18 protein-coding genes are annotated in these 26,754 nt (G+C 67.3%); 8 read left to right on the top strand and 10 right to left on the bottom strand.

Annotated features, from left to right (window positions below; translation table 11 throughout):
• Positions 1 to 47: 47 nt before the first annotated feature.
• The 8 genes from ABNW52_RS02890 to ABNW52_RS02855 form a co-directional block, all read right to left on the bottom strand.
• Positions 48 to 2,471 carry a two-component system response regulator gene (locus tag ABNW52_RS02890; RefSeq protein ID WP_349583772.1) on the bottom strand — a complete coding sequence of 808 codons (2,424 nt, stop codon included), beginning with the start codon at positions 2,469 to 2,471 and terminating at the stop codon, positions 48 to 50.
• Positions 2,468 to 4,276, bottom strand: a complete 1,809-nt coding sequence (locus tag ABNW52_RS02885; protein ID WP_349583769.1) for a PAS domain S-box protein — start codon at positions 4,274 to 4,276, stop codon at positions 2,468 to 2,470. The genes ABNW52_RS02890 and ABNW52_RS02885 overlap by 4 nt, the downstream gene beginning before the upstream one ends.
• A 148-nt stretch (positions 4,277 to 4,424) precedes the next feature.
• Positions 4,425 to 5,810: an FAD-binding oxidoreductase gene (locus ABNW52_RS02880; protein ID WP_349583766.1), complete on the bottom strand. Its 1,386-nt coding sequence runs from the start codon at positions 5,808 to 5,810 to the stop codon at positions 4,425 to 4,427.
• A gap of 22 nt (positions 5,811 to 5,832) precedes the next feature.
• Positions 5,833 to 6,474: a glutathione S-transferase family protein gene (locus tag ABNW52_RS02875; RefSeq protein ID WP_349583764.1), complete on the bottom strand. Its 642-nt coding sequence runs from the start codon at positions 6,472 to 6,474 to the stop codon at positions 5,833 to 5,835.
• Between the two features lie 60 nt (positions 6,475 to 6,534).
• Positions 6,535 to 7,179 carry an exopolysaccharide biosynthesis protein gene (locus tag ABNW52_RS02870; RefSeq protein WP_349583761.1) on the bottom strand — a complete coding sequence of 215 codons (645 nt, stop codon included), beginning with the start codon at positions 7,177 to 7,179 and terminating at the stop codon, positions 6,535 to 6,537.
• 87 nt (positions 7,180 to 7,266) lie between these two features.
• Positions 7,267 to 8,622 carry an aldehyde dehydrogenase family protein gene (locus ABNW52_RS02865; RefSeq protein ID WP_349583758.1) on the bottom strand — a complete coding sequence of 452 codons (1,356 nt, stop codon included), beginning with the start codon at positions 8,620 to 8,622 and terminating at the stop codon, positions 7,267 to 7,269.
• 99 nt (positions 8,623 to 8,721) lie between these two features.
• Positions 8,722 to 9,894, bottom strand: coding sequence for an NAD(P)H-dependent flavin oxidoreductase (locus ABNW52_RS02860; protein WP_349585018.1), 1,173 nt, complete (start codon positions 9,892 to 9,894; stop codon positions 8,722 to 8,724).
• A gap of 97 nt (positions 9,895 to 9,991) precedes the next feature.
• Positions 9,992 to 10,663, bottom strand: coding sequence for a helix-turn-helix transcriptional regulator (locus ABNW52_RS02855; protein WP_349583757.1), 672 nt, complete (start codon positions 10,661 to 10,663; stop codon positions 9,992 to 9,994).
• 393 nt (positions 10,664 to 11,056) lie between these two features.
• Between ABNW52_RS02855 and ABNW52_RS02850 the strand changes: the two genes are divergently transcribed.
• The 3 genes from ABNW52_RS02850 (at position 11,057) to ABNW52_RS02840 (ending at position 13,985) form a co-directional block, all read left to right on the top strand.
• Entirely contained in the window at positions 11,057 to 12,025 is a 969-nt protein-coding gene (locus ABNW52_RS02850; protein WP_349583754.1) for a LysR family transcriptional regulator, read from the top strand.
• A 152-nt stretch (positions 12,026 to 12,177) separates the two neighbouring features.
• Positions 12,178 to 13,464 (top strand): NAD(P)/FAD-dependent oxidoreductase, encoded by a 1,287-nt coding sequence (locus ABNW52_RS02845; protein WP_349583752.1) that lies wholly within the window; start codon positions 12,178 to 12,180, stop codon positions 13,462 to 13,464.
• 248 nt (positions 13,465 to 13,712) lie between these two features.
• On the top strand, positions 13,713 to 13,985 hold the full coding sequence (locus ABNW52_RS02840; RefSeq protein ID WP_349583749.1) for a hypothetical protein: 273 nt from the start codon (positions 13,713 to 13,715) through the stop codon (positions 13,983 to 13,985).
• Positions 13,986 to 14,091: 106 nt separating this feature from the next.
• Here the strand turns inward: ABNW52_RS02840 and ABNW52_RS02835 are convergent, their stop codons facing one another.
• Positions 14,092 to 14,469 carry a SirB2 family protein gene (locus ABNW52_RS02835; RefSeq protein ID WP_349583747.1) on the bottom strand — a complete coding sequence of 126 codons (378 nt, stop codon included), beginning with the start codon at positions 14,467 to 14,469 and terminating at the stop codon, positions 14,092 to 14,094.
• Between the two features lie 105 nt (positions 14,470 to 14,574).
• Between ABNW52_RS02835 and recC the strand changes: the two genes are divergently transcribed.
• The 4 genes from recC (at position 14,575) to ABNW52_RS02815 (ending at position 24,021) form a co-directional block, all read left to right on the top strand.
• Positions 14,575 to 17,760: an exodeoxyribonuclease V subunit gamma gene (gene recC / locus ABNW52_RS02830; protein ID WP_349583744.1), complete on the top strand. Its 3,186-nt coding sequence runs from the start codon at positions 14,575 to 14,577 to the stop codon at positions 17,758 to 17,760.
• 72 nt (positions 17,761 to 17,832) lie between these two features.
• Positions 17,833 to 18,645 (top strand): GIY-YIG nuclease family protein, encoded by an 813-nt coding sequence (locus tag ABNW52_RS02825; protein WP_349583741.1) that lies wholly within the window; start codon positions 17,833 to 17,835, stop codon positions 18,643 to 18,645.
• A 13-nt stretch (positions 18,646 to 18,658) separates the two neighbouring features.
• Positions 18,659 to 22,228, top strand: coding sequence for an exodeoxyribonuclease V subunit beta (gene recB, locus ABNW52_RS02820; protein WP_349583739.1), 3,570 nt, complete (start codon positions 18,659 to 18,661; stop codon positions 22,226 to 22,228).
• Between the two features lie 143 nt (positions 22,229 to 22,371).
• Entirely contained in the window at positions 22,372 to 24,021 is a 1,650-nt protein-coding gene (locus tag ABNW52_RS02815; protein ID WP_349583736.1) for a methyl-accepting chemotaxis protein, read from the top strand.
• A gap of 286 nt (positions 24,022 to 24,307) precedes the next feature.
• Here the strand turns inward: ABNW52_RS02815 and ABNW52_RS02810 are convergent, their stop codons facing one another.
• Entirely contained in the window at positions 24,308 to 24,862 is a 555-nt protein-coding gene (locus ABNW52_RS02810) for a zinc ribbon-containing protein (RefSeq protein WP_349583734.1), read from the bottom strand.
• Between the two features lie 335 nt (positions 24,863 to 25,197).
• On the opposite strand from ABNW52_RS02810, the gene pap reads away from it, so the two are divergent.
• Positions 25,198 to 26,715, top strand: coding sequence for a polyphosphate:AMP phosphotransferase (gene pap / locus ABNW52_RS02805; RefSeq protein WP_349583732.1), 1,518 nt, complete (start codon positions 25,198 to 25,200; stop codon positions 26,713 to 26,715).
• Positions 26,716 to 26,754 lie beyond the last annotated feature (39 nt).

The raw sequence follows: 26,754 nt of genomic DNA, 5'->3' as shown, positions 1-26,754 counted from the left end.
CCCTGCGGAAACCCACAGGGGATTTTTTTTTGCCCGCGCGCCGGGCATCAGCCGCCTTCCCTCAGCCGCGCCTGCCACTGCGCCAGGTAGCCGGCCAGCGCATCCAGCGGCAGCGGTTTGGCAAACAGATAACCCTGTGCCGTATCGCAGCCGATCTTGGCCAGGAACTCCGCCTGTTCCGCCGTTTCCACGCCTTCTGCGGTAATGCTCAGCATCAGGCTGTGCGCCAGGGTGACGATGGCGCGGCAGATGGCGCAGTCGCGCACCGCCTCCGGAGTGTCCTTCACGAAAGAGCGGTCGATCTTCAGCCGGTCGATGGTCAGGTGCTTGAGCAGCGCCATCGACGAATAGCCGGTGCCGAAGTCGTCGATCGAGATGCTGACGCCGAGCGCTTTCAGTTCGCCCAGCACGCGCTGGCTGTCTTCCATGATCTGCAGCGTGCTCTCGGTCACCTCCAGCTCCAGCAGGTGCGGGTACAGCCCGGTTTCCAGCAGGATCAGCCCCACCTTGCGCACGAAGTCCGGCGCGGCAAACTGCCGGGCCGACACGTTGACCGCCACCCGCAGCGGCAGCGGGTAGTTGTCCTGCCATTGCCGTGCCTGCTCGCAGGCGCTGTGCAGCACCCACTCGCCAATGTCGTGGATCAGCCCGCATTCCTCGGCAATGGTGATGAAGCTGTCTGGCATGATCAGCCGGTCCGGCTCGCGCCAGCGGATCAGCGCCTCGAACCCCATCAGCTGCGGCTCGCCCAGCGCGATCAGCGGCTGGTAGTGCAGTTCGAACGCCTGCCGGCTCATGGCCTGCCGCAGCCGCTGCTCGGTCTGCATGCGCAGCCGCACCTTGTCGGCCATGCCGTCGTTGAACAGGCAGAAGCGGCGTTTTCCCTGGATCTTGGCCTCGTACATGGCGCTGTCTGCGGCGCGCAGCAGCTTGTCGATTTCCTGCCCGTGCTGCGGGAACAGCGCGATGCCGATGCTGCAGCTGATCACCACCGGCTCGTCGCTGAGCAGGATCGGCGTTTCCAGCTTGGCAATCAGGCGGCTGGCCAGCGTGGTGCATTCCTCCTCGCCGCTGCCGGGGCAGACGATGAAGAATTCATCGCCGCCAAACCGGGTGGCGATGTCGCCGCGACGGATGGTTTCCTTGATGCGGGCGGCCACGATCTGCAGCAGGCGGTCGCCGGCGGCGTGGCCCAGGCTGTCGTTTACCAGCTTGAAGCCATCCAGGTCGATGAACACCAGGCCCAGCGATTGCTGGTGGCACAGCGCCCGGTCCAGCTCGATTTCCAGCTGGTCCTGCAGCAGGTGGCGGTTGCCCAGCCCGGTCAGCGCATCGTGGAACGCCATGTGGTTCAGTTCGCGTTGCGCATTGTGGATGCCGGAGATGTCCGAGCAGGCAATGATGAAGTGCGATAGTTGGCCGCTGTCGTCGTGTACCGCGCAGATGTGCTCCCACACCGGGAACAGCTCGCCGCCATTGCGCCGGCACAGGATCTCGCCGTTCCACAGCCCGTGTTGCTGCTGCCCCAGCTGCTGGTAGAACTCCAGGCTGTGCTGCCGCTCGTGCAGCAGCTGGTCGATATCCTGCAGCAGCAGTTCGCTCAGACTGTAGCCGGTCATGCGCAGGAACGCCGGGTTGGCGATCTGGATCTGGCGCTGCGGCGACACGATGGCGATGCCCTCGGCGGTGGTGTGGAACACCGCGCTGGCCTGGCGCAGTTTTTCTTCCATCTGCACCCGCTCGGTGACATCGCGCAGCACGCCCACCAGCTTGGTGTGGCCGGCAGGCTGGCCGTGGAATTCGCGCGCGTTCAGCTCCACCCACGCCGCCTCGCCATCCGGGCGCTGCAGGCTGGCGATCATCTCCGCCTGGCCGCGTTGCTGCAGCATGGTCAGCAGCTTGTCGCGGTCGGTCTTGGCCAGCAGGCGCATGAACGATGGCGCATTGTCGCGCAGCGTGCCGGGGCGGATGCCGGTGAGCTGCTGGATGTGGCCCTGGCTGAAAAAGGTGGATTGCTGGGTATCCCACTCCCAGATGCCCAGCTTGGCGGTTTCGATCGCCATTTCCAGCCGCCGGTGCTGGTCGCGCGTTTCCGATTCGGCGGCGCGGCAGGAGAACGCCATGCGCAGCGTGGCGTTGAGTTCGCGCAGCTCAAACGGCTTGAGCAGATAGCCATACGGGGCGCTTTGCTCGGCCGCCTTCAGGGTGTTTTCCTCGGCATAGGCGGTGAGGAACACCACCGGGATGTCCAGCTCCTGCCGCAGTACGGCGGCGGCCTCGGTGCCGCTCATCGGGCCGTCCAGGTGGATGTCCATCAGGGTCAGGTCCGGCCGCAGCTCGCGGGCGCGGCTGATGGCCTTTTCGCCGGACGAGCTGATGTCTATCACCTCGAAGCCCAGGCTGCGGATGCATTCCTTCAGGTCCAGCGCCACGATGCGCTCGTCTTCGACGATCTGGATGCGATGGCTCATGGCGTTTCTCCCGCCATCAGGGATGGAAAGTACAGCTCAAAGTGGGTGCCCTGCTGCGGCTGGCTGTGCACTTCCAGCCGGCCTTGCAGCTGGTCGGCCAGCATCGGCAGCAGCTGGAAGCCCAGGGTGCGGCTTTCGCCCAGCACCACATCCGCCGGCAGCCCGATGCCGTCATCGCGGATGGTGAGGCGGTTGTCCGGTTCGCCCGACTGCAGCAGCAGATGCAGCGTGCCGTAGCCGCGCTCGGTGAAGGCGTGCTTGAAGGCGTTGGTGATGATCTCGTTGACCAGCAGCCCCAGCGGGATGCTCTGCTGCAGCTCCAGAAACACCTCCTGCGGCGGCGTGGCGAACTGCACCGTCACCTTGCGCTGGCTGTCGGCCAGCGAGTGCTGCAGCAGCATCAGCAGTCGCTCCAGATAAGTGGTCAGCGGCACGCGCGAGAAGTCGCTGCGCTCGTATAGCAGCTGGTGGATCAGCGCCATCGACTTGACGTGGTTCTGGCTTTCCACCAGTGCCACCCGCACCGGCGCGGCGGCATTGCGCGCCTGTAGGTTGAGCATGCTGGAGATCACCTGCAGATTGTTTTTCACCCGGTGGTGCACCTCGCCCAGCAGCACGGTTTTTTCTGCCAGCGCCTTTTCCATCGCCTGCTGCGCCTGGTAGCGCGCGGTGACATTGGTGATCGACGCCAGCGTCAGCAGCTGGCCGGCGATCTCCAGCGGGTTGAGGCCGATTTCGCACGGGAAGGTGGAGCCGTCGCGGCGCACGGCAAACAGTGGCTTGCGGTTGGCCATGTCGCGGGTCGAGGGATTGGCGAAGAAGTGCTTGACCAGCCCCTGGTGCTGGTTGCGCACGCTATCCGGCAGCAGGCGGTCGAAGCCCTGACCGATCAGCTCGTCGCGGGTGTAGCCGAACAGCTCTTCCATGCGGCCGTTCACCAGCCGGATCACGCCCTGGCTGTCCACCATCATCAGCGCGTCCGGGGTGGCTTCCACCACCTGGCGGAAGTGGGTTTCGCTCTGCCGCAGCGCCTGTTCGCTGCGGGTGCGGCCGCTGATGTCGTTGGCCGAGCCCACCAGGTGGGTGATCTCGCCGCTGTCGTCGCGCAGCGGTGCCAGCATGAAATCCAGCGTCACGCGGCTGTCGTCCTGCATGCGCACCTCGATGTCGCGGCGCACGGTGTCGCCGCCGGCCGCCTGTTGCACCACCTCGTGCGCCAGTTGCTGCATCTCGGCGTTGAAGCTCCACCAGAAGGTATCCCACAGCTTCAGCCCGCGTACGCTGTCCAGGGTGATGCCGGCGGCCTCCAGCGGCGCGCGGTTGACTTCCAACAGTGTGCCGTCCGGCGCAATCACGCCAACAAAGGTAAACAGGCTGTCCAGTACGCGGCGGATATGTTGCTCGCTGTCGCGCAGCCGGCGCGCGGTGTCGCGGGCGTGGGTCACGTCTTCCACCATGGCGATGATGCCGGTCACGGCGCCATCCTGCAGATAGGGGTGGTAGCTGGCATTCCATAGCCGGTAGTGGCCGGAACCCGGCGGCACCTCGGCGCGTGCCTCGAAGTTGCGGCGTGCCTGGCCGCTGGCCATCACGTCGCGCATGATGGCCTCCAGCTGCTCGCCCACGTCCGGCAGCACGTCGTGCGGGGTGCGGCCGATATGGCTGGCGATACTGTGGCCGTTGGAATCGGCCAGCAGCTGGTTGATATGCAGGTAACGCAGCGCGTCATCCAGTACCGCAATGCCGATGGGGGCTGTTTCCAGCAGGGCCAGCAGCAGCGGGTCGCTGGCGGGGGACGTTGTCATGGCAGCTCGGACCCGGGCGGTTGGCTATTGTTTTAGCGTAGCCGCAAAGTCTGACAAAACAATGTCATTACAGTGTAGATGTCGCCTCCGGGCCACCATGCCGGCGCCCGGCCTTGTGCGGCGGAGCCGGCGCGCCCTGGCTCAGCGGCTACAGCCACTTGCCCGGGTTCATGATGCCCTGCGGGTCGATGGCTTGTTTCAGTGTGCGCATCAGCGCCAGCGCCGCCGGGTCCTTGTACTGCGCCAGCCAGTGGCCCTTGAGCTGCCCCACGCCGTGCTCGGCAGCCAGGGTGCCGCGGTGGCGGTAGACGTGGTCGTAGACAATGGCATTGACCGCGTCCTCGTCGGCGAACAGCTCGGCATTGCCCGGCCGGGTGTAGCTGATGTTGTAGTGCAGGTTGCCGTCGCCGGCATGGCCGAAGGCGATGATGCGCACGCCGGGAAACGCCGCCTGCAGCGCCGCGTCGCAAGCGGCCAGGAAGGCAGGAATCGCCGAGCTGGGCACGCCGATGTCGTGCTTGATGCTGGCGCCGTCCTTTTTTTGCGTTTCCGACATGTCCTCGCGCAGCTGCCACAGCCGCGCGCGCTCGGCTTCGCTGTGCGCCAGCACGCCGTCGCCAACGTTGGCCGCCGTGGCCAACCAGTCGGTCAGTCGGGCCTGGAGTGCGTCCGGCGCGCCGCTGTCCGACAGCTCCACCAGCAGCGCCCACGGCGCGAAGAACGGCACCTTGCCCGGCTGGTATTTGTCCAGCAGCCGCTGGCAGGGCTCGGACATCATTTCAAAGGTGGTGAGCCGGTCGCCAAAGGCGTCCTGCAGCGCGGTGAGGGTGGCAATCGCCGCCGCGGCGCTGTCTACCGCCAGCATGGCGGTGGCGCGGGCGGTCGGCAGCGGGTAGAGCTTGAGCGTGGCGGCGGTGATCAAGCCCAGCTGGCCTTCGGCGCCGATGAACAGCTGCTTCACGTCCAGGCCGCTGGTGTCCTTGCGCAGGCTGGATAGCGCATCCAGCAGCGTGCCGTCCGGCAGCACCACTTCCAGCCCCAGCGCCAGCTCGCGCATGGTGCCGTAGCGCAGCACCGCCAGCCCGCCGGCATTGGTGGCCAGGTTGCCGCCGATCTGGCAGCTGCCTTCCGACGCCAGCGACAGCGGGAACAGGCAGCCGGCATCCGCCGCCGCCTGTTGCACCGCGGCCAGGGTGACGCCGGCTTCCACGGTAATGGCGCGGCCGGCCACGTCCACGTCGCGCACGCGGTTCAGCCGCCGCATGGCGATCACCAGCTGGCGGCCGCTGCCGTCCGGGGTGGCGGCGCCGCAGGTGGAGGTGTTGCCGCCTTGCGGCACGATGGCGATACGCTCCGCCGCACACAGTCGCACCAGCGCTGCTACTTCGGCGCTGCTGGCCGGCAAGGCCACCGCCAGCGGCCGGCCGTGATAGCGGCCGCGGTAGTCGGTAACGAAGGGGGCGACAGCGTGCTCGGCGGTGAGCAGGTTGGCCGCACCAACGATGGCGGCCAGGCGGGAGAGAAGATCGGTCATCGCGGGCTTTCTGTACGGCAGGCTAGGCGTCGGTGTCTTCCGGCTCGGCGAAATCCGGCGCCATTAGGTGGTCCGGATGTTGCCAGCCGGGTTGGGCGGCGATGCGCGCCAGCCAGGCGGCGACATGCGGCCAACCTTGTATATCGATGCCGGCCTCCGCCGCCCACCACAGGTAGGCGCTGGCGGACAGGTCGGCGATGGTGAGGCCGCTGGCCAGCAGGTAGTCCTGCTGTGCCAGCTGGGCGTCGAGCACGTCCAGGTCGCGGTGGCAGCGCGCTTCCAGCCAGGCCAGCACCTCGGCGGGCTGCGCCTCGAACTTGCGGGCAAAGCGCAGGTTGGGCAGCGACAGGCCGATGCGGTTGGCTTCCCAGCTCAGCCACTCGCGGATGGTTTGCTTGTCGCCGGGGCGGCCGGCCAGCACGCCTTCGCTTTCCGCCAGCCATTGCAGGATGGCGTTGGACTGCACCATGGCCACGCCGTCCACTACCAGCGTCGGTACTTCGTCCCAGCGGCTGGCGGCGCGGAAGTCGTCCGGGCGCGCTGCGCGCGGCGTGGCCAGATCGACATGGCGGTATTCATGCGACAGGTCGCCCAGCACCAGTGCCAGGCGTACTTTGTAGCTGTGGCCGGAGTCACGGTTGCCGTACAGGGTCAGCTTGCTCATGGGGAAGGCTTGGTGGGCTAAAAGCGCGATCATACGCGGCTGCCGCCCGCGCCGGAATGGCTACCAGCCCAGTCGCGCCGGCAGCGCCAGCAGCCACAGCAGCCACAGCAGCAACTCCGCCCCCAGCCACCACAGCAGTGCGACATAGCCCCACGCCAGCACGGTGGTGACGTAGCCGGCCAGCAGCATGCGGCCATCGCGCACCCGTAGCCCCCACGCCAGCAGCACGGTGGCCAGCGCCGGCACCACATTGTCGAACGACACCATCGGCACCGGCGTCATCATCGCCAGCCCGGCCAGCGCCAGCATTACGCCGTTGAGGCGGCGACTGCGCACATCGGACAGCCGCAGCAGCCGTGGCTGGCTGATGCGTGCCAGCCGGCTGGTCAGCCGCGCCACCTGTCTGGCCAGCGGCTCGCTGAGTCTGCCGGGCAGCCGGCGCTGCTGCAGCCAGTGCGGCAGCGGCAGGCAGCGGCCGAGAAAAATGCTGGCCGCCACCAGCACGCAGAACGCCGCCACCGTGGTGGCCATGCCGGGGATGCTCAGCGGCAGTAGCAGCGGCAGTGCCAGCAGCCCCAGCCAGGTCAGCTGTTGGCGCGGGTGGCGGCCGATGGCCTCACCCAGGGTGTGGTGGTGCAGATGGTTGGCGGCAAGGGCGACGCGCACCCAGGCGGTGCGCGGGGTGGGGGAATGCGGTGGCAGCATGGCAGTCCGGCAGCAAAAGGCAGATTGGCTGCGACCGGAGCGCCGGCATTTGGTTGCATGCGGCCAACCTTGGCTGGCCGCAACGCCTTACTTCTGCCAGTAGGTCTTGACGTTGACGAACTCGTACAGGCCGAACTCGGACAGCTCGCGGCCGTAACCGGAGGCTTTCACCCCGCCGAACGGCAGCCGCAGGTCGGAGCTGGTGTAGCGGTTGATGAACACCGCGCCGGCCTCGATGTCGCGCCCCAGCTGCCAGGCGCGCTCGGTGTCGGCGCTGAAGATGGTGGCACCGAGGCCGAACGGGGTGTCGTTGGCCAGACGGATGGCGTCGGCTTCGTCGCGGGCGTGCAGGATGCTGGCCACCGGGCCGAACACTTCCTCGTGGTAGACGCGGCAGGCCGGGGTGACCTGATCCAGCACCGTGGCCGGGTAGTAGAAGCCCACGCCATGCGGCATCACGCCGCCGGAAAGCAGCCTTGCGCCGTTGTGTACCGCGTCCAGCACCTGGGCGTGCAGCGCCTCGCGCAGGTCGGCGCGGGTCAGTGGCGCCAGCGTGGTGACGGCATCGGCCGGGTGGCCGGGCACCAGCGCCTGTACCTGCGCCATGAAGGCGTCGATAAAGGCATCGGCCACCTGCGGTACCACGATCATGCGCTTGGCGGCGTTGCAGCTCTGGCCGGCATCGCGAAAGCGCGAGTGCGCGGCCTCGACGGCGGCGGCTTCCACATCGGCGTCGGCCAGCACGATGAAGGGGTTGCTGCCACCCAGTTCCAGCACCGATTTCTTCAGATGCCGCCCGGCCATGGCGGCGATCTGGCGGCCGGTGCCGGTGGAGCCGGTAAACGCCACCGCGTCCACGCCGCGAATGGCGTCGTCCACCGCATCGTGGTTGAGCCACGCCACCTCCAGCACCTCCAGCCCGGCATCGCGCACGATGTCCAGCAGCAGTGCGGTGCACTGCGGCACCGACGGCGCCGGTTTCACCAGGCAGGCATTGCCGGCCATCAGCGCCGGCACCGCGAAGCGCAGCACCTGCCACACCGGGTAGTTCCACGGCATGATGGCCAGCACCAGTCCCAGCGGCTCGAACGCCACGCCGCTCTTGCTGGCGCCGGTGGCAATGGCCTGCGGCGCCAGCAGCCGCGGCGCCAGCTCGGCGTAGTAGCGGATCAGCTGCACCGATTTGTCGATCTCGGCCAGGCATTCGCGCAGCAGTTTGCCCACTTCCAGCGATACCAGTTCCGCCAGCGCGTGGCGTTGCGCCGCCAGGGCGTCGGCCACCAGCAGCAGGCGCTCGGCGCGCGCGGCGGTATCCAGCCGCGACCAGCGGTGCTGCGCCTGGCGCAGGCTGGCGAGGATGGGCGGCAGACAATCGGCATCGAGGGCGGGGCGGGTGAAAACCACCTCGCCGGAGGCAGGGTTACAGCTGGTGAAGGCGTTCATGGCAGCAGGAGTAGCGGGGCGATTACAGTCGGGAGACTGTAACAAATGCGGCCAACCCTGACCATGCTGCAAGGTTGGCCGCATCGGCGGACAGACGGCTCAGGCGCCGTGCAGATCCAGCGGTTTTTCGCCGCTGAGGAAGTAGTGGATGGTTTCCTGCACGCTCTTGATGGCGTCGCCGAACGGCAGCGGCTCGCTGCCGCGGAAGAACAGGCCCTTGCTGACTTCGCCGCGGAAGGCGGCGGCCAGCTTGAGGTCGATGCAGAACTGGCCGACCTTGGCCAGACCGTCGCGCAAGCCGCATACCGACAGGCAGTTCAGCGCCTGGGTGCAGCGCGCCGGGTCGGCCTTGGCATTGGCCTGCAGCTTGTCTTCGCGCTTGAGGTAGCTTTTCAGGAACGGGGTCAGGATGCCGCGCGCCGGCAGGCCGGCCACCGACATGAATTCCACGATGTCCTCCTGCTTGGCGCCGGCCAGGGTGCGCTTGAAGTCGATGTGGGCATCGCCTTCTTCGGTGACCGCGAAGGCGGTGCCGATCTGCACGCCGCTGGCGCCGTACTCGGCCAGATAGGTGTGCACTTTCTGGTGGCTGTTGACGCCGCCGGCCACGATCAGCGGGATGCGCTCGCGCGTCAGCCCCAGGCTGTGGAACAGCTCGAAGGTCTCCTGCAGCACGCGCTGGAAATCGAACTTGCCATCCGCCACCCCGGCGATGCTGGCGGCGCCCAGGTGGCCGCCGGCATGGTTGGGGTGCTCGATCACGATGGCGTCCGGCAGGCGGCCCTTCTTCATCCAGCGCTTGAGCACGATGCCGATGCCGCGTGCTTCGGACAGGATGGGAATCAGCGCCACATCGGGGTGATTAGCGGTCATCTCCGGCAGGTCCAGCGGCAGGCCGGCGCCCATCACCACCGCATGCGCGCCGGATTCGCAGGCCTGGCGCACCAGCGCGGCGTGGTCGTCCACCGCCTTCATCACGTTCACCGCCACCAGGCCGTGACCGTCGGCGGTAGCCAGCGCGGCGCGTACCTCGCGGTCCAGTGCGATGCGGTTCAGGCGGTTGATGCCGTCCTGACCCTGCAGGTTGGCCGCATCGGCCAGCAGGTCAGCGTGCAGGTGGCGCAGGTCGACGCTGGCAATGGTGCCGACGCCGCCCTGCTGCGCCACGGCGCCGGCCAGGCGCTTGGCGGAAATGCCGACGCCCATGCCGCCCTGCACGATGGGCAACAACTGGCGGCCACGGATGACCAGCGGGGAAAACGAGTGGGAAATCGACATGCCGGTTCCAGCGTAAAAAGCAAAGGCTGGATTGTCGGCAGGGATGGCGCGCCCGGCGTTGACCAGAGTCAAGCCGGGGGCAGCCGGGACGCTACGCGGCGAGGCCTTTTTGCAGGCCCAGCACGATGGCATGGATGCGGTTGTTGGCGTCCAGTTTGCGGATGATGTTGGCCGCATGGAACTTCACCGTGCGCTCGCTGATGTCGAGGATGGTGGCGATTTCCCAGTTGGTCTTGCCGTGCATCATCCAGTAGAAGATGTCGCGTTCGCGGTGCGACAGCGGGTTGTTGCCGTTGCCGGCCGGGGTGATGCGCTGCAGGGTGCGATGCAGGTGCGGCAGCAGGCTGCCCAGCATGCGCAGCTCCGCCGCCGGCAAGGTCTGGTCTACTTGCAGCAGGCTCAGATGGCCGTCGCAGTGCAGTGCCAGGCAGGCTACCGGCGCGCCCGGCTCGGCGGCAAAAAACTGCACCTCATGCCCCAGCCCCAGACCGCGGCAGGCCGGGGTGCCGCCCAGCGGCAACGCCACCACGCCGGCGCAGAAGCGGCGCGGACTGCCCAGCCAGCCCTGGCTGGCAACCGGGCCATGATGAATTTGCAGGGTGCTGGCGCCGCTTTCCTCGGCCAGCGCGTCCAGGTAGCGCTGCAGTTCCTGCTCGCAGCCCAGTTGCGGCAGTTGCTGGATCCATTGCAGCAGGGTGGATAACTGGGTGTGTGTCAGGCCGCTGGAGACTGTGCCACAGGCAAAGGGGATCCCTTTTGTCACCGTGTTCTCCTCTGTATGGTTGTTGTGAGCGGCTATCTTAGCGAAGCGTGCCGGGTGGCCCAACCGGATTTCGTCTTGCCATGATTTCTACTCATGGCTGCCATCGCCTGCGCTGCGGGCTCAACACAAAATGAGGCTGGCAGCGGCGCACGGTTGTTGCAAATCGGCATCACTTTGCAAACTGGCCGGAAGGCCGGGTGCCGGGCGTGCTAACCCTTTGTGCTATTTAGGCCGTTCGCATTTATCAGGCAGTCCATAAATATCTTTAAGCAAAAACTTTTTTCACTTATATTTGACAAAGAATCTGTAAGCCGCCTGCGGTTTTGCATCTGATGTGTTTTCAAATGACCTGAACAGCCCGTGCCGCAGTCGGGTCTTTCGCGAGATCAACCCATGGATACTTTAAAAGCACTGATGGTCTTCATGACCACTGCCGAGAACGGCAGCTTTTCCGATGCTGCCCGCAAACTGGGGGTCTCGCCCGCTGCCGTCAGCCAGAGCATTGCCCGCCTGGAGCAGGAACTGGAAGTGCGGCTGTTCAACCGCACCACCCGCCAGCTGACGCTGACCGAGGACGGCCGCCGCTTCTACGCGCAGTGCCGCGGCCCGGTGAACAATCTCGATTCCGCCATCCAGCAGTTGAAGGCCAGCCGCGACGAGCCGGCCGGGCACCTGCGCATCAGCCTGCCCAATGCCTTTGGCCGCCGTTTCATCCTGCCGCTGATGGAAGAGTTTTGTGAGCTTTATCCGAAGATCCGCGTGTTTTTCGGTATGGATGACCACTTTAGCGATCTGATCGAAGACGGCTACGACGTCGGCGTGCGGGTGGGGATGATGCCGGACAGCCGCATGGTGGCGCGCCACCTGGCGCACATCCCGCAATACGTGGTGGCGGCGCCGCGCTACTGGGAAGAGCACGGCAAGCCGCGCAACCCGGAAGAGCTGTCGGCGCACGATTGCATCAACTTCCAGTTCCCCACCTCCGGCCGGCTGTACAAGTGGGAGTTCGAACGCAGCGGCGAGCGCATTCCGCTGGAAGTATCCGGCACCTATACCGTCAACGACGTGGATGCGGTGCTGGAACTTGCGCGGCTGGGGCTGGGCGTGGCGCAGCTGCCGGGGCACGAGGTACTGAACGACGTGCGCGCCGGCCGGCTGGAAGCGGTGCTGACCGATTTCGTGTCCATGGAGCGCTCCATCTACATCTGCTTCCCGCACCGCGACCACATCGCGCCGCGCACGCGCGTGTTTGTCGATTTCGTGGTGGAGAAGCTGGTGGACCACGCGGACATCGTCGCCGACCTGCCGGGTATCGACCTGTCGGCCAAGCGCGCGGCGCTCAGCGAACACCACAGTGTGTAAGCCGAATCCAACAGCCCACGCCCGGTTCGCCGGGCTTTTTTTACGCCTGCTATGTTTAACATATTAGACGTGTGTTATTGTTTGACGCATAATGCAGTAACAAATGCGCGATGCTGCGCCGCAATGTTTAAGAAATAATACGAGGAGCTGTCATGAGTCAGACTGTCGAACACACCGGGTCCTACTACGCCTATTCGGCCAATCCGTCGCCGGAACGTCCGGCGCTGCGTGGCAGCCTGCGTGCCGATGTCTGCATCATCGGCGCCGGCTACACCGGTATTTCCACCGCGCTGCACCTGGCCGAAGCCGGCTTCAAGGTAGTGGTGCTGGAAGCCGCCCGCGTCGGTTGGGGCGCCTCCGGCCGCAACGGCGGCCAGATCGTCAACAGCTACAGCCGCGACATCGACGTGATCGAAGCCCGTCACGGCGCCGACACCGCGCGCAAGCTGGGCGCCATGGCGTTCGAAGGCGGCAAGATCATCCGCGAACGCATCGAAAAATACGGCATCCAGTGCGATCTGAAGAACGGCAACGTGTTTGCCGCCTTCACCCAGAAGCAGCTGGACGAGCTGGCGGCCAAGAAGGCGCTGTGGGAACGCTACGGCCACACCGGTCTGAAACTGGTGGACAAGGCCGGTATGAAGGACATCGTCTCCAGCGACCAGTATGTCGGCGCGCTGCTGGACAACTGGGGTGGCCACATCCACCCGCTGAACCTGGCGCTGGGCGAAGCTGCCGCGTTTGAGGCGCTGGGCGGGCAGATTTTTGAACAGTCCGCGGTGGTGAGCGTGGCCAAGGGCACACCGGCCACGGTGAAGACTGCACAGGGCGAAGTGGTGGCCGATACCGTGGTGGTGGCCGGCAATGCCTACCTGGGCGACCTGATTCCGCAGCTGGCGGAAAAAACCCTGCCGTGCGGCACCCAGGTCATCACCACCGAGCGGCTGGACCCGGCGCTGGCCAAGAGCCTGCTGCCGGGCGACAACTGCGTGGAAGACTGCAACTTCCTGCTGGATTACTACCGCCTCACCGGCGACAACCGCCTGCTGTACGGCGGCGGCACCGTGTACGGCGCGCGTGACCCGGGCGAGATCGAGCGTCTGGTGCGGCCGAAGATGCTGAAAACCTTCCCGCAGCTGGAAAACGTCAAGATCGAGTTCGGCTGGACCGGTAACTTCTCGCTGACCCTGTCACGCTTGCCGCAGGTTGGCCGCGTCGACAGCAACATCTACTACTCGCAGGGCTGCAGCGGCCACGGCGTTACCTATACCCATCTGGCCGGGCGCATCATCGCCGAGGCCATCTGCGGCCAGCGCGAGCGCTTCGACGCCTTCGCCAGCCTGCCGCACTACCCGTTCCCGGGTGGTCGCCTGTTCCGCGTGCCGATGCTGACCATGGGCGCGTGGTGGTACGAAATGCGCGACCGTCTGGGCGTGTAAAGCATTGCTGCACCGGCTGGCGGCCGGTGCGCTCCCCCAAGCAAAACGGCAGCACCGGGGGGCGCTGCCGATTTGTGAGTTTGACCTGCTATTGTCCATTGGGGCCGGTTCATTGCGAACCGGCCGCTTTTTTTGGGGTGGCGGGCGCGCTTCAAAATGACAACGGAAAATGCTAACGTCCTGCTCGGTCCGAGGCTGGGCCGCTTTCAATGCGACGGATGCCTGCGCGGCATCATGGAGAGACTAGTGTGAAGAAACGACTGAGCAAGATTTCGCCGCTGCAATCGGCCAAGACCCTGGCGGTGCTGTATTTCCTGATTTCCCTACCCCTGCTGCTGATCATGGTGCCGCTGATGCTGCTGGTGCCGGACGAGCACGCACCGTCGGGCATGATGCTGATCGCCCTGCCGCTGCTGTATGCGGTGCTGGGCTTCATCGGCACCCTGATTGCCGCCTGGCTGTACAATCTGGCGGCCAAGTGGACCGGCGGCATCGAAATCACCGTGTCAGAACAGCGTTGATCGCCCCGGCCCGGCAGGGCCGTGCTGAATGACAGTTGGCCGCCTCCCCGCCGGGGATGCGGCCAACTTGCTGGCGGGGGCGCCAGGCTCCCGCGCTACGCTGCCGCTAGAACGGCCATACCAGCTTGGTCTTGGCCACCGCGATGATGTACAGCGGCATCGCCAGCGCCAGCAGCAGCACCGGGCCGCGCAGCGGCGACCCCTGCAGCCGCTTCAGCCCCAGCGTGCCCAGCACGATGTAGGCGATCAGCGCCACGATCTTCGCCATCAGCCACGGCTGTTCCAGCGGCGACAATCCGGCCCACACCGCCAGGGTGATGGCGGCGGCCAGCAGGCCGCTGTCCACCACATGCGGGCCGATGCGCAGCGCCTTGCTCTGCAGCAGCGCCGGTTGCAGATACGACAGCACCGCGCGCAGCGCGAACAGCGTGACCGATAAATACGCCAGCCCGGCGTGGATGTGCTTCAGTGTCTGGTAATCCATGGGGTTCCCCGTTGTTGGCTATGGCAGTGGCCGATGATAACGGCTTGGAGCGGCACGGCGGAATGCTAAACTGCCCCGTCCTGATGACTACGCCATCACCGCGCCATGCCGCTGAACCTGTATCAATCCAATCGCCTGGAAGCGCTGGGCATTCTCTACCGCCATCTTAGCGACACGCCACTGGCCGATCCGTTCGCGCCGGAGGTGATCATGGTGCAAAGCCGCGGCATGGGGCGCTGGTTGACACTCAACCTGGCGCGCGCGCGTGGCATTGCGGCCAACCTGGAGTTCGTGCTGCCGGCCGGCTTTGGCTGGCGGCTGATGCAGGCGGTGTTGCCGGAGCTGCCGCCCAAGTCGGCGTTTGCGCCGGAGGTGCTCACCTGGCGGCTGATGGCGTTGCTGCCGACGCTGCAGGGCGAGCCGTTCACCCCGCTGACGCGCTACCTGCAGGGCGGGCCGCTGGCCTGCTACGAGCTGGCCGGCAAGATTGCCGACATCTACGACCAATACCTGGTGTTCCGCCCGGAGTGGATTCGCGCCTGGGAGGCCGGGCAGCGGCTGGCGCTGGGCGAGGACGAAGCCTGGCAGGCGGCGCTGTGGCAGCTGCTGGCCGCCGATGTGCCCGGACGCCACCGCGTCACCATGCTGGACGACTTCTTTGCCAGCCTGCGGCGCGAACACCTGCCGCAGCGGGTGTCGGTGTTCGGCATCGCCACGCTGGCACCGATGTACCTGGCGCTGCTCAAGCGCATGGCCGAGCTCACCGAGGTCAACGTGTTCCTGCTCAACCCCAGCGAAGCCTACTGGGGCGACATCGTCGATGCCCGCGGCCAGCTCAAGCTGTTTGCCCACGGCGAGCAGGCCGACAGTGGCCACCCGCTGTTGGCGTCGCTGGGGCAGCAGGGGCGCGACTTTTTCGACGAAATAGCCGGCGGCATCCACGAGCCGGTGTCGGCGTTCGTGGCGCCGGAAGGCGATACGCTGCTGGCGCGGCTGCAGCGCGACATCCTGACGCTCAGCCCGCCGGCGGCCAACGTGCAGCAGCCAGCGGCGGCCGATCGCAGCATCGTCTGCCACATCACCCACAGCCCGATGCGCGAGCTGGAAGTGCTGAAGGACCAGCTGCTGGCGCTGCTGGCCGCCGACCCGGCGCTGACCCCGGCCGACATCGCGGTGCTGACGCCGGACATCAACGCCTACGCACCGTATATCGACGCGGTGTTCGGCTACCGCGCCGACGCGCCGTCCATCCCGTACAGCATTGCCGACCGCCGCCTGGCGCGCGAAGTGCCGCTGCTGGCCACCTTCGGCGCGGTGCTGCAGCTGGCCGATTCGCGCTTTGCCGCCGCCGAGGTGCTGGCGCTGCTGGATTGCCCGGCGCTGCTGGCCCGCTTCGGCCTGCAGGACGAAGACATCACCCTGCTCACCGACTGGGTGCGCGGTGCCGGCATCCGCTGGGGCCGCGATGCCGCGCACAAGGCGGAACTGGGGCTGCCGGCCGAAGCCACCCATACCTGGCGCTGGGGGCTGGATCGCCTGCTGCTGGGCAGCGTGCTGCCGGCCGGCCTGGCCGGCGACGGCCTGCCGCTGTTCGCCGGCTTGCTGCCGGACAGTGCCGCGCAAGGGCAGGTGGCGGCCAAGCTGGCCAGCCTCGCCGCGCTGTTCGACACCCTGGATGGCCTCGCCACGCAGTGGGCGCAGCCGGCCAGCATCGCTGACTGGGCCGAGCGCCTGCGCAGCGCGGCGGCGCAGCTGTTCCTGGTGGACGAAGACGGCGAAGCGGCGCTGCAGCTGCTGCACCAGATCGCCGATGCGCTGGCCGCCGATGCCGCGCTGGCGCAGTTCGATGGCGCGGTGCCGCTGAGCGTGCTGCGCGACGCGGTACTGCGCCAGCTGGAAATATCGTCCAGCGGCGGCTTTCTCACCGGCGGGCTGACTTTCTGCGCCATGGTGCCGATGCGCTCCATCCCGTTCCGCGTGCTGTGCCTGGTCGGCATGAACGACGGCGCCTACCCGCGCGACGAGCGCCCGGTGAGCTTCGACCTGGTGGCGCGCCACCCGAAAAAGGGCGACCGCTCGCGCCGCTTCGACGACCGCTACCTGTTCCTGGAAGCCATCCTCTCCGCCCGCGACGTGCTGTACCTGAGCTGGGTTGGCCGCAGCGTGCGCAGCGATGAGCCGCTGCCGCCGTCGCCGCTGGTGGCCGAGCTGCTGGACACCCTGGGCGCGATGAGCGGCGGCGACATCAGCGCCGCCATCACCACCCGCCACCCGCTGCAGCCGTTCTCGCGCCGCTATTACGACGCCAGCCTGCGCAGCCACGAGCCGCTGTGGGCCGATGCCTTGGCGCAGCCGGCGGCCAGCCCGCAGCCGTTTGCCCAAGCGCTGGCCCGGCCGGCGCCGGTCGTGGTGCAAGTGGCCGATTTCCTGCGCTTCTGGCAGAACCCGGTGCGTGCCTGGCTGGCCGATGGCCTGGGGCTGAAACTGGAGCGGCTGGCGGATGAACTACCGGGCCGTGAACCGTTCGCTATCGACCGCGACAGCCGCAGCGACATCCGCGACACCCTGGTGCAGGCGATGCTGGGCGGCAAGCCGCTACGCATGGCCGAAGCGCGCCTGCACGGGCTGGGCCTGCTGCCGGATGCGGCGCTGGGCGAGGCCTGCCTGACGCAGGAACGCGCCGCCAGCGCCCGCTTTGCCAGCCGCCTGCCGCAAAGCCTGCTGGCCGCCACCCTGCCGCCACAGCCGCTGCGGCTGGACATCGGCGGCGTAACGCTGGTGGGCGAACTGGCCGGCCTGCGCCAGGAAGGGCTGCTGCGGGTGGTGCCGCGCAAGGCCTACGCCACCGAATTCATCCGCCTGTGGCTGGAACACCTGCTGCGGCTGGCAGCCAAGCTGCCCGGCATCGCGGCGGACAGCCAGCTGTTTGCCGACGACGGCGTGCACCGCTTCGGCGCGGTCGACGGCGAGGGCGTGCCGCTGGACGCCCACGCGCTGCTGGCCGCCTGGGTGGCGCGCTACCTGCAGGGGCGGCAGCAGCCGCTGCCATTCTTCGCCCGCACCTCGCTGGCCTACGCCCGCGCCGAGCCCGGCAGCGAAATGAGCGCCGCGCAAAACGAATGGGCGCCCGATTTCACCGGCCACGGCCGCAGCCCGCAGCGCGACGATGCGGCCAACCTGCTGGCCTTCCGCCACCTGGAGCCGCTGTCCGACCCGCTGTTCGAACAGCTGGCGGAAACCCTGCTCAAGCCGATGGTCCGTGCATGGCATGCGGCTACGGACAAGGGCTGAGCACTGTTTGTTGATACCGGGAATGAGAGAAATCAGATGTTGACATGCAAAACGCTTTTGTCCGGATTGGGTATGGACTTCACGAGGCGTACAAAATTTGTCCGGCACAAGGACAAGCAGTGCGATCTGGAGCGCTTGTATCTCAATGATCAACTGGATATCTACCAGGCCGCGCAAAGCGAACCGGTGTTTGCCGACTGCGAGCAGATTGTGTCGTTCATCGGCACGGAAGGCCGTCATGCCAAGTTTGTCGGTGTGTATCAGGTGCAGGGTGTTGCATACCGACCGGATGGCCGTTGGCCGGACGGTTATCTGTATGCCGCACAGCAGGAATGCTGGCCCTATCACTACAGCTTGCAAAAAGACTCCCGCTTTGCCGAGCTGGAGGGGCGGTTGGTGATCGACTGGGGTGGGGCGGCATTGGCTTGGCATCAGTGGGCACACGACAAGGATAAAGAGGTGGTGGCGATCCTGCCGCCCGGTTATGTCACCGAGTTCCCGGGCTATCTCGATTTCGTCATCACCTATGCGGAACTGCGCAAGATCATTGCCAACCCGGTCGCCAATGCCCGCTGGCACCAAATGCTGGCGGCGGTGGCTGGTGTGTACCTGATTGTGGATAGCGAGAGCGGTAAACAGTACGTCGGGTCGGCCTACGGCAAGGAGGGCATTTTGGGGCGCTGGAAAAACTATGCGGCCAACGGTCATGGCGACAATGTGCAGTTGCAGGCATTGCTGGCCGCCGATCAGCGCCACGCAGCGCACTTCCAGTTTTCCATTTTGCGCACCCTGCCGCGCGGCATGACCGACAAGGAGGTCATCCAGGTGGAAAACCTCTACAAGACCAAGCTCGGCAGCCGCGCTTTCGGGCTGAATGCCAACTAGCAGACAGGACGCCATGCACCCCCTAGACGCCCTCAACTGCCCGCTGTCGGGCGTGAACCTGATCGAAGCCTCGGCCGGTACCGGCAAGACCTGGACCATCGCCGCGCTGTACACCCGGCTGCTGTTGGAAGACGCGCCGGATGGCAGCCCGCCGCCGACGCTGGACAAGCTGTTGGTGGTCACCTACACCAAGGCCGCCACCGCCGAGCTGCGCGAGCGCTTGCGGCGGCGGCTGGTGGAGCTGGCACAGGTGCTGGACGGCGCGCCGAGCGACGACGGCTTCCTGCGCGCGCTGGCTGACCGCTTGGCCGCCGGCGACGCCGCGCTGACGCGCGAACGGCTGCGCAGTGCCATCAACGGCTTCGACGCCGCCGCCATCTATACCATTCACGGCTTCTGCCAGCGGGTGCTGACCGATGCGGCCTTTGACAGCGGCCAGACCTTTGCCGCCACGCTGGAAGCCGACAACCAGGCCGATCTGCAGCAGCTGGCCGACGATTTCTGGCGCCAGCACATCGTGGCGCAGCCGCCGCTGGCTCAAGTGCTGGCCGAGAATGGCGATACCCCGGAAGGCTGGCTGGCGGAGGTGCGGCCGTATCTGTCCAAGCCCTACCTGCGCATGCCGCAACTGGACAGCGGCGAGCTGCTGGCGCTGCGCGATGCTGCCGCGGCGGCCTGGTCGCCAGTGCCGGCGGACGGGCAGGCGCTTGCCGCCGGCTGCGCCTTGCTGCTGGCGGCGCCGGGGCTGAGCCAGAGCAGTTACAAGCCGGCGCAGCGCGAACGCTATGTGCGCCTGCTGCAGCTGCTGGCGGCGGATGCCAGCCTGCCGCAGCTGTCGTCGGCGCAGGCCAAGGATCTGGCCAAGCTGGGGCAGGCAGCCATCAGCAAGGCGCTGACCAAGGACGCGGCCAAGGCCGGGTTGGCCGCGCCGCAGCACCCACTGTTCGAGTGGGTGGACGCCTGGCTGGCGGCGTGGGAGCGCTATGCCGGCGCACTGGCACGCCATCTCGCCGGCCTCAAGCTGCAGATGATCCACTGGATCGACCAGCATGCGGTGGCGCAGCGCCGCGCCAGCCGCAGCCGCGGCTTCGACGACCTGCTCACCGATCTGGCGGCGGCGCTGGATGATGCCGAACATGGCGCCAGGTTGGCCGCACGCATTGCCGGCGATTTCGCCATCGCGCTGATCGACGAATTTCAGGACACCGACCCGCTGCAGTACCGCATCTTCCGCCGCGCCTTCGTGCAGCAGGGGCGGCCGGTGTTCATGGTGGGCGACCCCAAGCAGGCGATCTACAGCTTCCGCGGCGCCGACATCTTTGCCTACCTCAACGCCCGCGACGACGCGCCGGCCGACAAACAGTACACGCTGGGCACCAACCGCCGTTCGCAGCTGCCGCTGGTGGCGGCGGTGAACCAGCTGTTCGCGCGGCCGCAGCCGTTCCTGCTGGCCGGCATCGACTACCACCCGGTGGCGGCGGCGCCGGCCGGCGGCAGCACGCTGCAGGTGGACGACGACGACGCGGCGTTCAACCTGCTGACCTTTCCCGGCAGCGACAATCCCAAGGGCGTGGCCAAGGGCGAGGCCACGCCTTACGCCGCCGAGGCCACCGCGCACGAGATCGCGCGGCTGCTGGCGCTGGCACGCGCTGGCAAGGCGCGGCTGGAAAAAGGCGGCCACAGCCGGCCGCTGGCCGGCGGCGACATCGCGGTGCTGGTGGCCACCCATCGCCAGGGCGATGCGGTGCGCGCGGCACTGTCCGCCCGTGGCGTGCAGGCGGTGGCGTTGACGCAGGAAAGCGTGTTCGCTAGTGCCGAGGCCGGTGAGCTGCTGGCGCTGCTGCGCGCCTGGGCCGAGCCGGCGGCGGAGAGCCGGCTCAAGGTGCTGTGCGCCACCGAGCTGGTGGGGCTGGATGCCGCGCAGCTGCTGGCGCAGACCGAAGACGAAGCGGCATGGGAAGCGCGGCTGGCGGCCAACCTGCAGGATCACAAACAGTGGCAGCAGCGCGGCTTCATGGCCGCCTGGCGCGGCTTCATGGCGCGCGAGCGGGTGGCGGCGCGGCTGCTGCCGCTGCCGGATGGCGAACGGCGGCTGACCAACCTCGGCCATCTGGCCGAGCTGTTGCAGCAGGAAAGCGAACGCGTGGCCGGCATTGCGCCGCTGCTGGCGTGGTTCGAAGGCGAAGTCGCCAGCCCGCCGGGCGGCGAGGAAGCGCTGCTGCGGCTGGAAAGCGATGCCGAGCTGGTGAAGATCGTCACCATCCACACCTCAAAGGGCCTGCAGTACCCGCTGGTGTTCTGCCCCTTCCTGTGGGATGGCCAGCTGGAGCGGCGCGACACCACCTTCTGGCGCTACCGCGACGGCGATGCCTCCTGGCTGGCGCCGCAGGCGCTGGTCAGCGACGAGGCGCGGGCGACGGCGCGCGCCGAAATCCTGGCCGAGAAGCTGCGCCTGCTGTACGTGGCGCTGACCCGCGCCGAGCACCGCCAGTACGTGGTGTGGGGCCATGTGCAGAAGATGCAGACCGCGGCGTTGTCGTGGCTGCTGCATGGCCGCCAGGCGGCGGATCTGGCCGCGCTGGAAAGCGGCGAGCTGTCCGATGCCGCCATCGGCAGCGATCTGGCACGTTTTGCCGGCGCGCAGGCCGGGGCGGTGCACTGCCGCCCGGTCAATCTGGCGCTGAACACGCTGCCGGCGGAGCAGGATGACGGCTTGCAGCCACAGCTGGCGCGCATCAGCCGCTCGCTGCACACGCCGTGGCGGGTCAGCAGCTTTACCCACCTGACGCGCCACCTGCACGGCAGCGGCGCGCCGCAGGCAGAGGCACCGGACCACGACCACGGCCCGCTGCAGGAGCCGGACGCCGATTTCGCCCGCGACCGTTTCAGCTTTCCGCGCGGCGCCCGCGCCGGTACCTGTCTGCACGACATGTTCGAGCGGGTGGACTTTACCCGGCCAGAAGGTTGGCCGCAGGCGGTGGCCGAGGCGCTGCAGAAGCACGGCTTCGACCCGCTGTGGCAGGACGCGGCGCTGGCGATGCTGGCCAGCAGCATCAACAGCGACATCGCTCCCGGTATCCGCCTGGCCGACATCGTTCCGGCGCAGCGGCGGGTGGAAATGGAATTCACCCTGCCGGCCGACGGCCTCAGCCTGCCGCGGCTGCAGCGCATCCTCACCGACCCGGGTAATGGCCTGGCCGAACCGCTGCGCGCCGCCGCCGCCACGCTGAGCTTCGACCGGGTGCAGGGCTATCTGAAAGGCTTCATCGACCTGGCCTTCATCAGCGGCGACGCGCTGTGGCTGGTGGATTACAAGTCCAACCACCTGGGCGACGGCTACGCGGCGTATGGGCATGATGCGCTTGCCGCCTCCATCGCCCGCGAACACTACTACCTGCAGTACCTGATCTACAGCGTGGCGCTGCGCCGCTACCTGGCACAGCGCGCGCCGCAGCTGCGCCTGGGCGGTGTGCGCTACCTGTATCTGCGCGGGGTGGACGGTACGGGCAACGGCGTGTGGTGCGATGCGCCGTCGGAGGCGTTGCTGGCGGCGCTGGATGGGCTGTTTACCGTGCAGGTGTGACGGCGTGCCCGGCGTGGCTGGGCACAACCCCATCTTGCGTCAATGGTTGTTAATTTCATCACCACTTGAAAGCAAATTGAAAGCCTGTTCTGTTATCTCTAGCCTGGGCATTGCTGCCCACAAGCATCATACGGAGACAGAACATGCTTAACAGACTGAGCCTGAAGAGCCAGATGTGGCTGCTGCTGGGGGTGCCCTGCCTAGCCTTGCTGCTGGTGATTGCGGTGGCGCTTTTTTCCGCCAGCCGGCTGCACAGCCATACCGGCGCCATGTACGAAAACACTGCCAAGCCGCTGCGGGCGATGGCCGAGGTGGCGTCGCGGGTACCGCGCATGCGGGTGGGCATCGACGTGATGCTGCTGCAGGAAACCCCGCTGCGTGACGACAAGGGGGTCGCCGGGCGCATCCGCGATGCGCGCGAGGAGGATATTCCGGCCATGCGCAAGGCGCTGGAGGATGCGGTGGCGGCGCAGGTGGACCCGGCGGCGCGCGAACGGGCGCAGGCCTTGCTGCAGACCTTCCAGAGCATGGAGCGCGAGGCGCTGCTGCCGCTGCTGGCGGCACTGGAGGCCGGCAACCTGGACGGGGCGCGCGCGCTGTACAAGGGCGCCTACGTCAAGCACTACAACGCCATGCGTGGCGACACCAACAAGATGCTGGACAGCCTGGTGGCGGGCGCCGCCGTGCTGAGCGATGCCAGCGCCGAGGCCTATGACGCCGCGCGCACGCGCATGCTGCTGATCAGCGGCGCGGCGCTGTTGCTGGCGGTGTTGCTGGGGGTGGCCATCATGCGCTACATGGAGCGCCGCGTGCGCCGCCTGCAGCAGCAGATGACCCATGCCGCCAGCGAGCTGGCGCTGCAGACGCGCAGCGACCTGGGCGGGGTGGACGAGCTGGCGCGCATCGCCAGCTCCTACAACCAGCTGATGAGCAGCCTGGAGCAGGCCATCGGTGGTGTGCAGCGCTTCACCGGCGAGGTGCAGCAGACCGCGGCGCATGTGGCCGGCTCCGCCGAGCGGGTGACGGCAGCCTCGGCCAGCCAGTCCTCCGCCGCGCAATCGGTGGCGGCGTCGGTGCAGCAGGTGGCGGTAAGCGTGCAGCACGTGGCGGACGCCACCGCGCTGACGGCGCAGCTGTCGGAATCGCTGCAGCAGCGCGCCGAGCTGGGCAAGGGCACGCTGGAGGAAACCAGCGCCAGCATTCAGCGCGTCAGCGACGGCTTGCAGTCGGCGGCGGCGCAGACGCGCGCGCTGGCGGACAACTCGGAGAATATCCGCGGCATCGTCGATTCCATCCGCGATATCGCCGACCAGACCAACCTGCTGGCACTGAACGCCGCCATCGAGGCGGCGCGCGCCGGCGAGCTGGGGCGCGGCTTCGCGGTAGTGGCGGACGAGGTGCGCAAGCTGGCGGAGCGCACCACCCAGGCCACCGCCGAGGTGGGGCAGCTGCTGTCCGGTATCCAGGGCCAGATCCACCAGGTGGCGGGCCAGGTGCAGGGTAGCGTGAGCCAGGTGCAGGACGGGCGCCAGCTAGTGCAGCAGGCCAGCGCACTGATGCAGGAGATCAGCAGCGAATCCGGCCGCGCGGCACAGGGTGTGCGCAGCGTGGCGGATTCCAGCCGCGAGCAGGGCATGGCGGCAGAAGCCATCGCCCAGAGCGTGGAGCAGATCGTGCAGATGGCGGAACAGAACCACCACGAAATCGGTGCCGCGCAGCACAGCGCGGTGCAGTTGCAGCAGCTGGCGCAGGCACTGGGGCGCGAGGTGGCGCGCTTCTCCACCGCCGCCTGAGCGGCGGCACGGCAAGGTTGGCCGCAGGGTGGTGGTCGTGGCTTAGGCGGCGGATTATTTCGTGCACGGCATGCCGTGCCCGGCGCGGTGCCGGCTCCGGCAGCATCCTGTCACGCGCGGCTTCCACTCGGCAGTGGGTAAGTTAGGGTGTCGAGGTGTGCCGGCGGGGCAAAGGGGGCATTGCTGACGGAATAGTCGGAGCAGGCAAGCCGGCGGGCCGCGGCCGCCACGCGCGCGGCCGCCCGGGCGCAAAGCGGTGATGGCTTGCGGCCGGGCGCGGCGATGGTCAATAGCTCTTGCGATACAGGGTGGCGTGGCAGGACGGGCAGGGCGGGATCATGCTGGTGGTGGTCAGGTGCACTTTCTGGCCGCAGGCCTTGCAGGTCAGCGTGCCGGCAGTGGTGATCTCGCCGGTGCGGTATTCCAGCATTTCTTCCGTTTTTTCCGACAGCGTCGTCATGGCACTGCCGGCGGCATGCAACAGCGTGGCCAGCGACGCCAGCATGCCGGCGCCCAGACGGTTCGGATTGAGGTGGTCCCGGGTGCTTTCGCCCAGCTGCTGCAGGTCGCGCAGCGTCTGCGCCGTATCGCGCCGCAGGTAGTTTTTGAACAGCTCGCCCTGCTCGGCGCTGAATTCGCCGGCTTTGGCCAGCTGCTGGCGGGCCAGCTCCATTGATTTCTCCCAGGCTTCGCTACTTCTTTCCTGGCCTTTTTCGAAGAGTTCGCGCGACATGGCGACGAAGCGGTCATAGCTGGCCGGCTGCTTGTCCGGCTGCTTGTCCGCCTGCGGTGGCGGCTCGGGGGGCGGTTGCCGTGGCTCGTGGTTGTCGGATGGGTTCATGGCTCTCTCCTTGGCTTGCCCGCACGGGGGCAGCTGCTAGCGAAGGGACAAGCCCGGTTGGCGTCGCTGCCAGCGCCACATGGCGGTTGCCGTGCCGGCGCGTCCAGCTGCTGATGCAGTATAGCCCGCCATGCGGGCGCGTTTCGGTGGCGGCGGCCACGCGTCAGCACGCTAGCCCGCTGATTCCCGACGGTTTTCCATGGCACGCGCCGCGGCAGGCCCGCTTGTCCGGCATCAAGCCCCGTCCGCGCCTCTGCCGCCACAATCCATCCCGTTCTACAATAACGTCATCCTGTGCCGCCAGGCTGCGGCCAACCTTTTCCGGGAATCCCACCATGTTCGAATCCGCCGAGATCGGCCACGTCATCGACAAGAGCAGCTACAAGGCCGAGGAAGCCGCGCTGCGCGAGGCGCTGCTGGACGTGCAGTACGAGTTGAAGCAGCGCGCCGAGTTTCCGGTGCTGATCCTGATTCACGGCATGGACGGCGCCGGTCGCGGCGAGACGCTGAACCAGATCAACGAATGGCTGGACCCGCGGCTGATCCACACCGCCGCCTTCGACAAGCCCAACGACGACGCCCGCGAACGGCCGTGGATGTGGCGTTACTGGCGCGAGCTGCCGGCCAAGGGCCGCATCGGCATGTTCTTCGGCAGCTACTACTCCGACGCCATGTTCGATCGCGTCGGCGGTGGCAGCCGCGACGCCTACGACAAGAAGCTGTTCGACATCCTGCGCCTGGAGCGCATGCTGGCCAACGATGGCGTGCTGGTGCTCAAGTTCTGGCTGCACCTGACCCGCGACTCGCAGAAGAAGCGCTTCAAGGCACTGGAAAAAGACCCGGCCACCGCCTGGCGCGTGCGCGACGTGGACTGGGAGCACTACGAGCAATACGAGCGCATCAAGAAATCGGCCGAGCACATGATGCGGCTGACCAACACCGCCTACTCGCCGTGGCTGGTGGTGGATGGCGAGGACGCCAGCTACCGCAGCCTCACCGTTGGCCGCGCGTTGCTGTCGGCGCTGCAGCAGCGGTTGCAGATGGACCATGCCTGGCACCCGCGCTCCGACGTGGCGCCGATTACCCCGCCGCTGGACAACAAGCTGCTGCTGGAATCGCTGCAACTGGACCAGGACATGAGCAAGGACGACTACCGCGTCAAGCTGGAGGCACTGCAGGGCCGCCTGAACAAGCTGACGCGGCACCCGAAGTTTGCCGACCACGCCATGGTGCTGGTGTTCGAGGGCAACGACGCCGCCGGCAAGGGCGGGGCGATCCGCCGCATCACCCAGTCGCTGGATGCCCGCCGTTACCGCGTGGTGCCGGTGGCGGCGCCCAGTGACGAAGAGCGCGCCCAGCCGTGGCTGTGGCGCTTCTGGCGCCAGGTGCCGGGCAAGGGCAAGGTCACCCTCTACGACCGCTCCTGGTACGGCCGCGTGCTGGTGGAGCGGGTGGAAGGCTTTGCCGGCCCCGCCGACTGGATGCGCGCCTACTACGAGATCAACGACTTCGAGCACCAGCTGCACGACAACGGCGCCATCGTGCTCAAGTTCTGGCTGGCCATCAGTGCCGACGAGCAGCTGGCGCGCTTCAAGTCGCGCGAGGAAACCGGCTTCAAACGCTTCAAGATCACCGAGGAAGACTGGCGCAACCGCGACAAATGGGACGCCTACAAGGTGGCGGTGTGCGACATGGTCGACCGCACCAGCACCAGCGCAGTGCCGTGGACGCTGGTGCCGGCCAACAACAAGTACTACGCCCGCATCAAGGTACTGACCACTGTGTGCGAGGCGCTGGAAGCGCGGCTGGGGGAGAAGGGCAAAACTGCACCGCCAGCGGCGCCGCAAAAGTAATGTCCCCAGCGCCATTTCCTACCCCATCAGCACAAATCG

The organism is Vogesella oryzagri, assembly GCF_040148885.1.
GTDB classification, from domain to species: domain Bacteria; phylum Pseudomonadota; class Gammaproteobacteria; order Burkholderiales; family Chromobacteriaceae; genus Vogesella; species Vogesella oryzagri.
The sequence above is the reverse complement of the archived record's forward strand: the minus strand, read 5'-3'. Positions and strand labels throughout refer to the sequence as shown.

Excerpts from the sequence above, each read along its gene's own strand:
- ABNW52_RS02890 (WP_349583772.1), bottom strand. The coding sequence starts at position 2,471 with ATGAGCCATCGCATCCAGATCGTCGAAGACGAGCGCATCGTGGCGCTG.
- ABNW52_RS02885 (WP_349583769.1), bottom strand. The coding sequence starts at position 4,276 with ATGACAACGTCCCCCGCCAGCGACCCGCTGCTGCTGGCCCTGCTGGAA.
- ABNW52_RS02880 (WP_349583766.1), bottom strand. The coding sequence starts at position 5,810 with ATGACCGATCTTCTCTCCCGCCTGGCCGCCATCGTTGGTGCGGCCAAC.
- ABNW52_RS02875 (WP_349583764.1), bottom strand. The coding sequence starts at position 6,474 with ATGAGCAAGCTGACCCTGTACGGCAACCGTGACTCCGGCCACAGCTAC.
- ABNW52_RS02870 (WP_349583761.1), bottom strand. The coding sequence starts at position 7,179 with ATGCTGCCACCGCATTCCCCCACCCCGCGCACCGCCTGGGTGCGCGTC.
- ABNW52_RS02865 (WP_349583758.1), bottom strand. The coding sequence starts at position 8,622 with ATGAACGCCTTCACCAGCTGTAACCCTGCCTCCGGCGAGGTGGTTTTC.
- ABNW52_RS02850 (WP_349583754.1), top strand. The coding sequence starts at position 11,057 with ATGGATACTTTAAAAGCACTGATGGTCTTCATGACCACTGCCGAGAAC.
- ABNW52_RS02845 (WP_349583752.1), top strand. The coding sequence starts at position 12,178 with ATGAGTCAGACTGTCGAACACACCGGGTCCTACTACGCCTATTCGGCC.
- ABNW52_RS02835 (WP_349583747.1), bottom strand. The coding sequence starts at position 14,469 with ATGGATTACCAGACACTGAAGCACATCCACGCCGGGCTGGCGTATTTA.
- recC (WP_349583744.1), top strand. The coding sequence starts at position 14,575 with ATGCCGCTGAACCTGTATCAATCCAATCGCCTGGAAGCGCTGGGCATT.
- ABNW52_RS02825 (WP_349583741.1), top strand. The coding sequence starts at position 17,833 with ATGGACTTCACGAGGCGTACAAAATTTGTCCGGCACAAGGACAAGCAG.
- recB (WP_349583739.1), top strand. The coding sequence starts at position 18,659 with ATGCACCCCCTAGACGCCCTCAACTGCCCGCTGTCGGGCGTGAACCTG.
- ABNW52_RS02815 (WP_349583736.1), top strand. The coding sequence starts at position 22,372 with ATGCTTAACAGACTGAGCCTGAAGAGCCAGATGTGGCTGCTGCTGGGG.
- ABNW52_RS02810 (WP_349583734.1), bottom strand. The coding sequence starts at position 24,862 with ATGAACCCATCCGACAACCACGAGCCACGGCAACCGCCCCCCGAGCCG.
- pap (WP_349583732.1), top strand. The coding sequence starts at position 25,198 with ATGTTCGAATCCGCCGAGATCGGCCACGTCATCGACAAGAGCAGCTAC.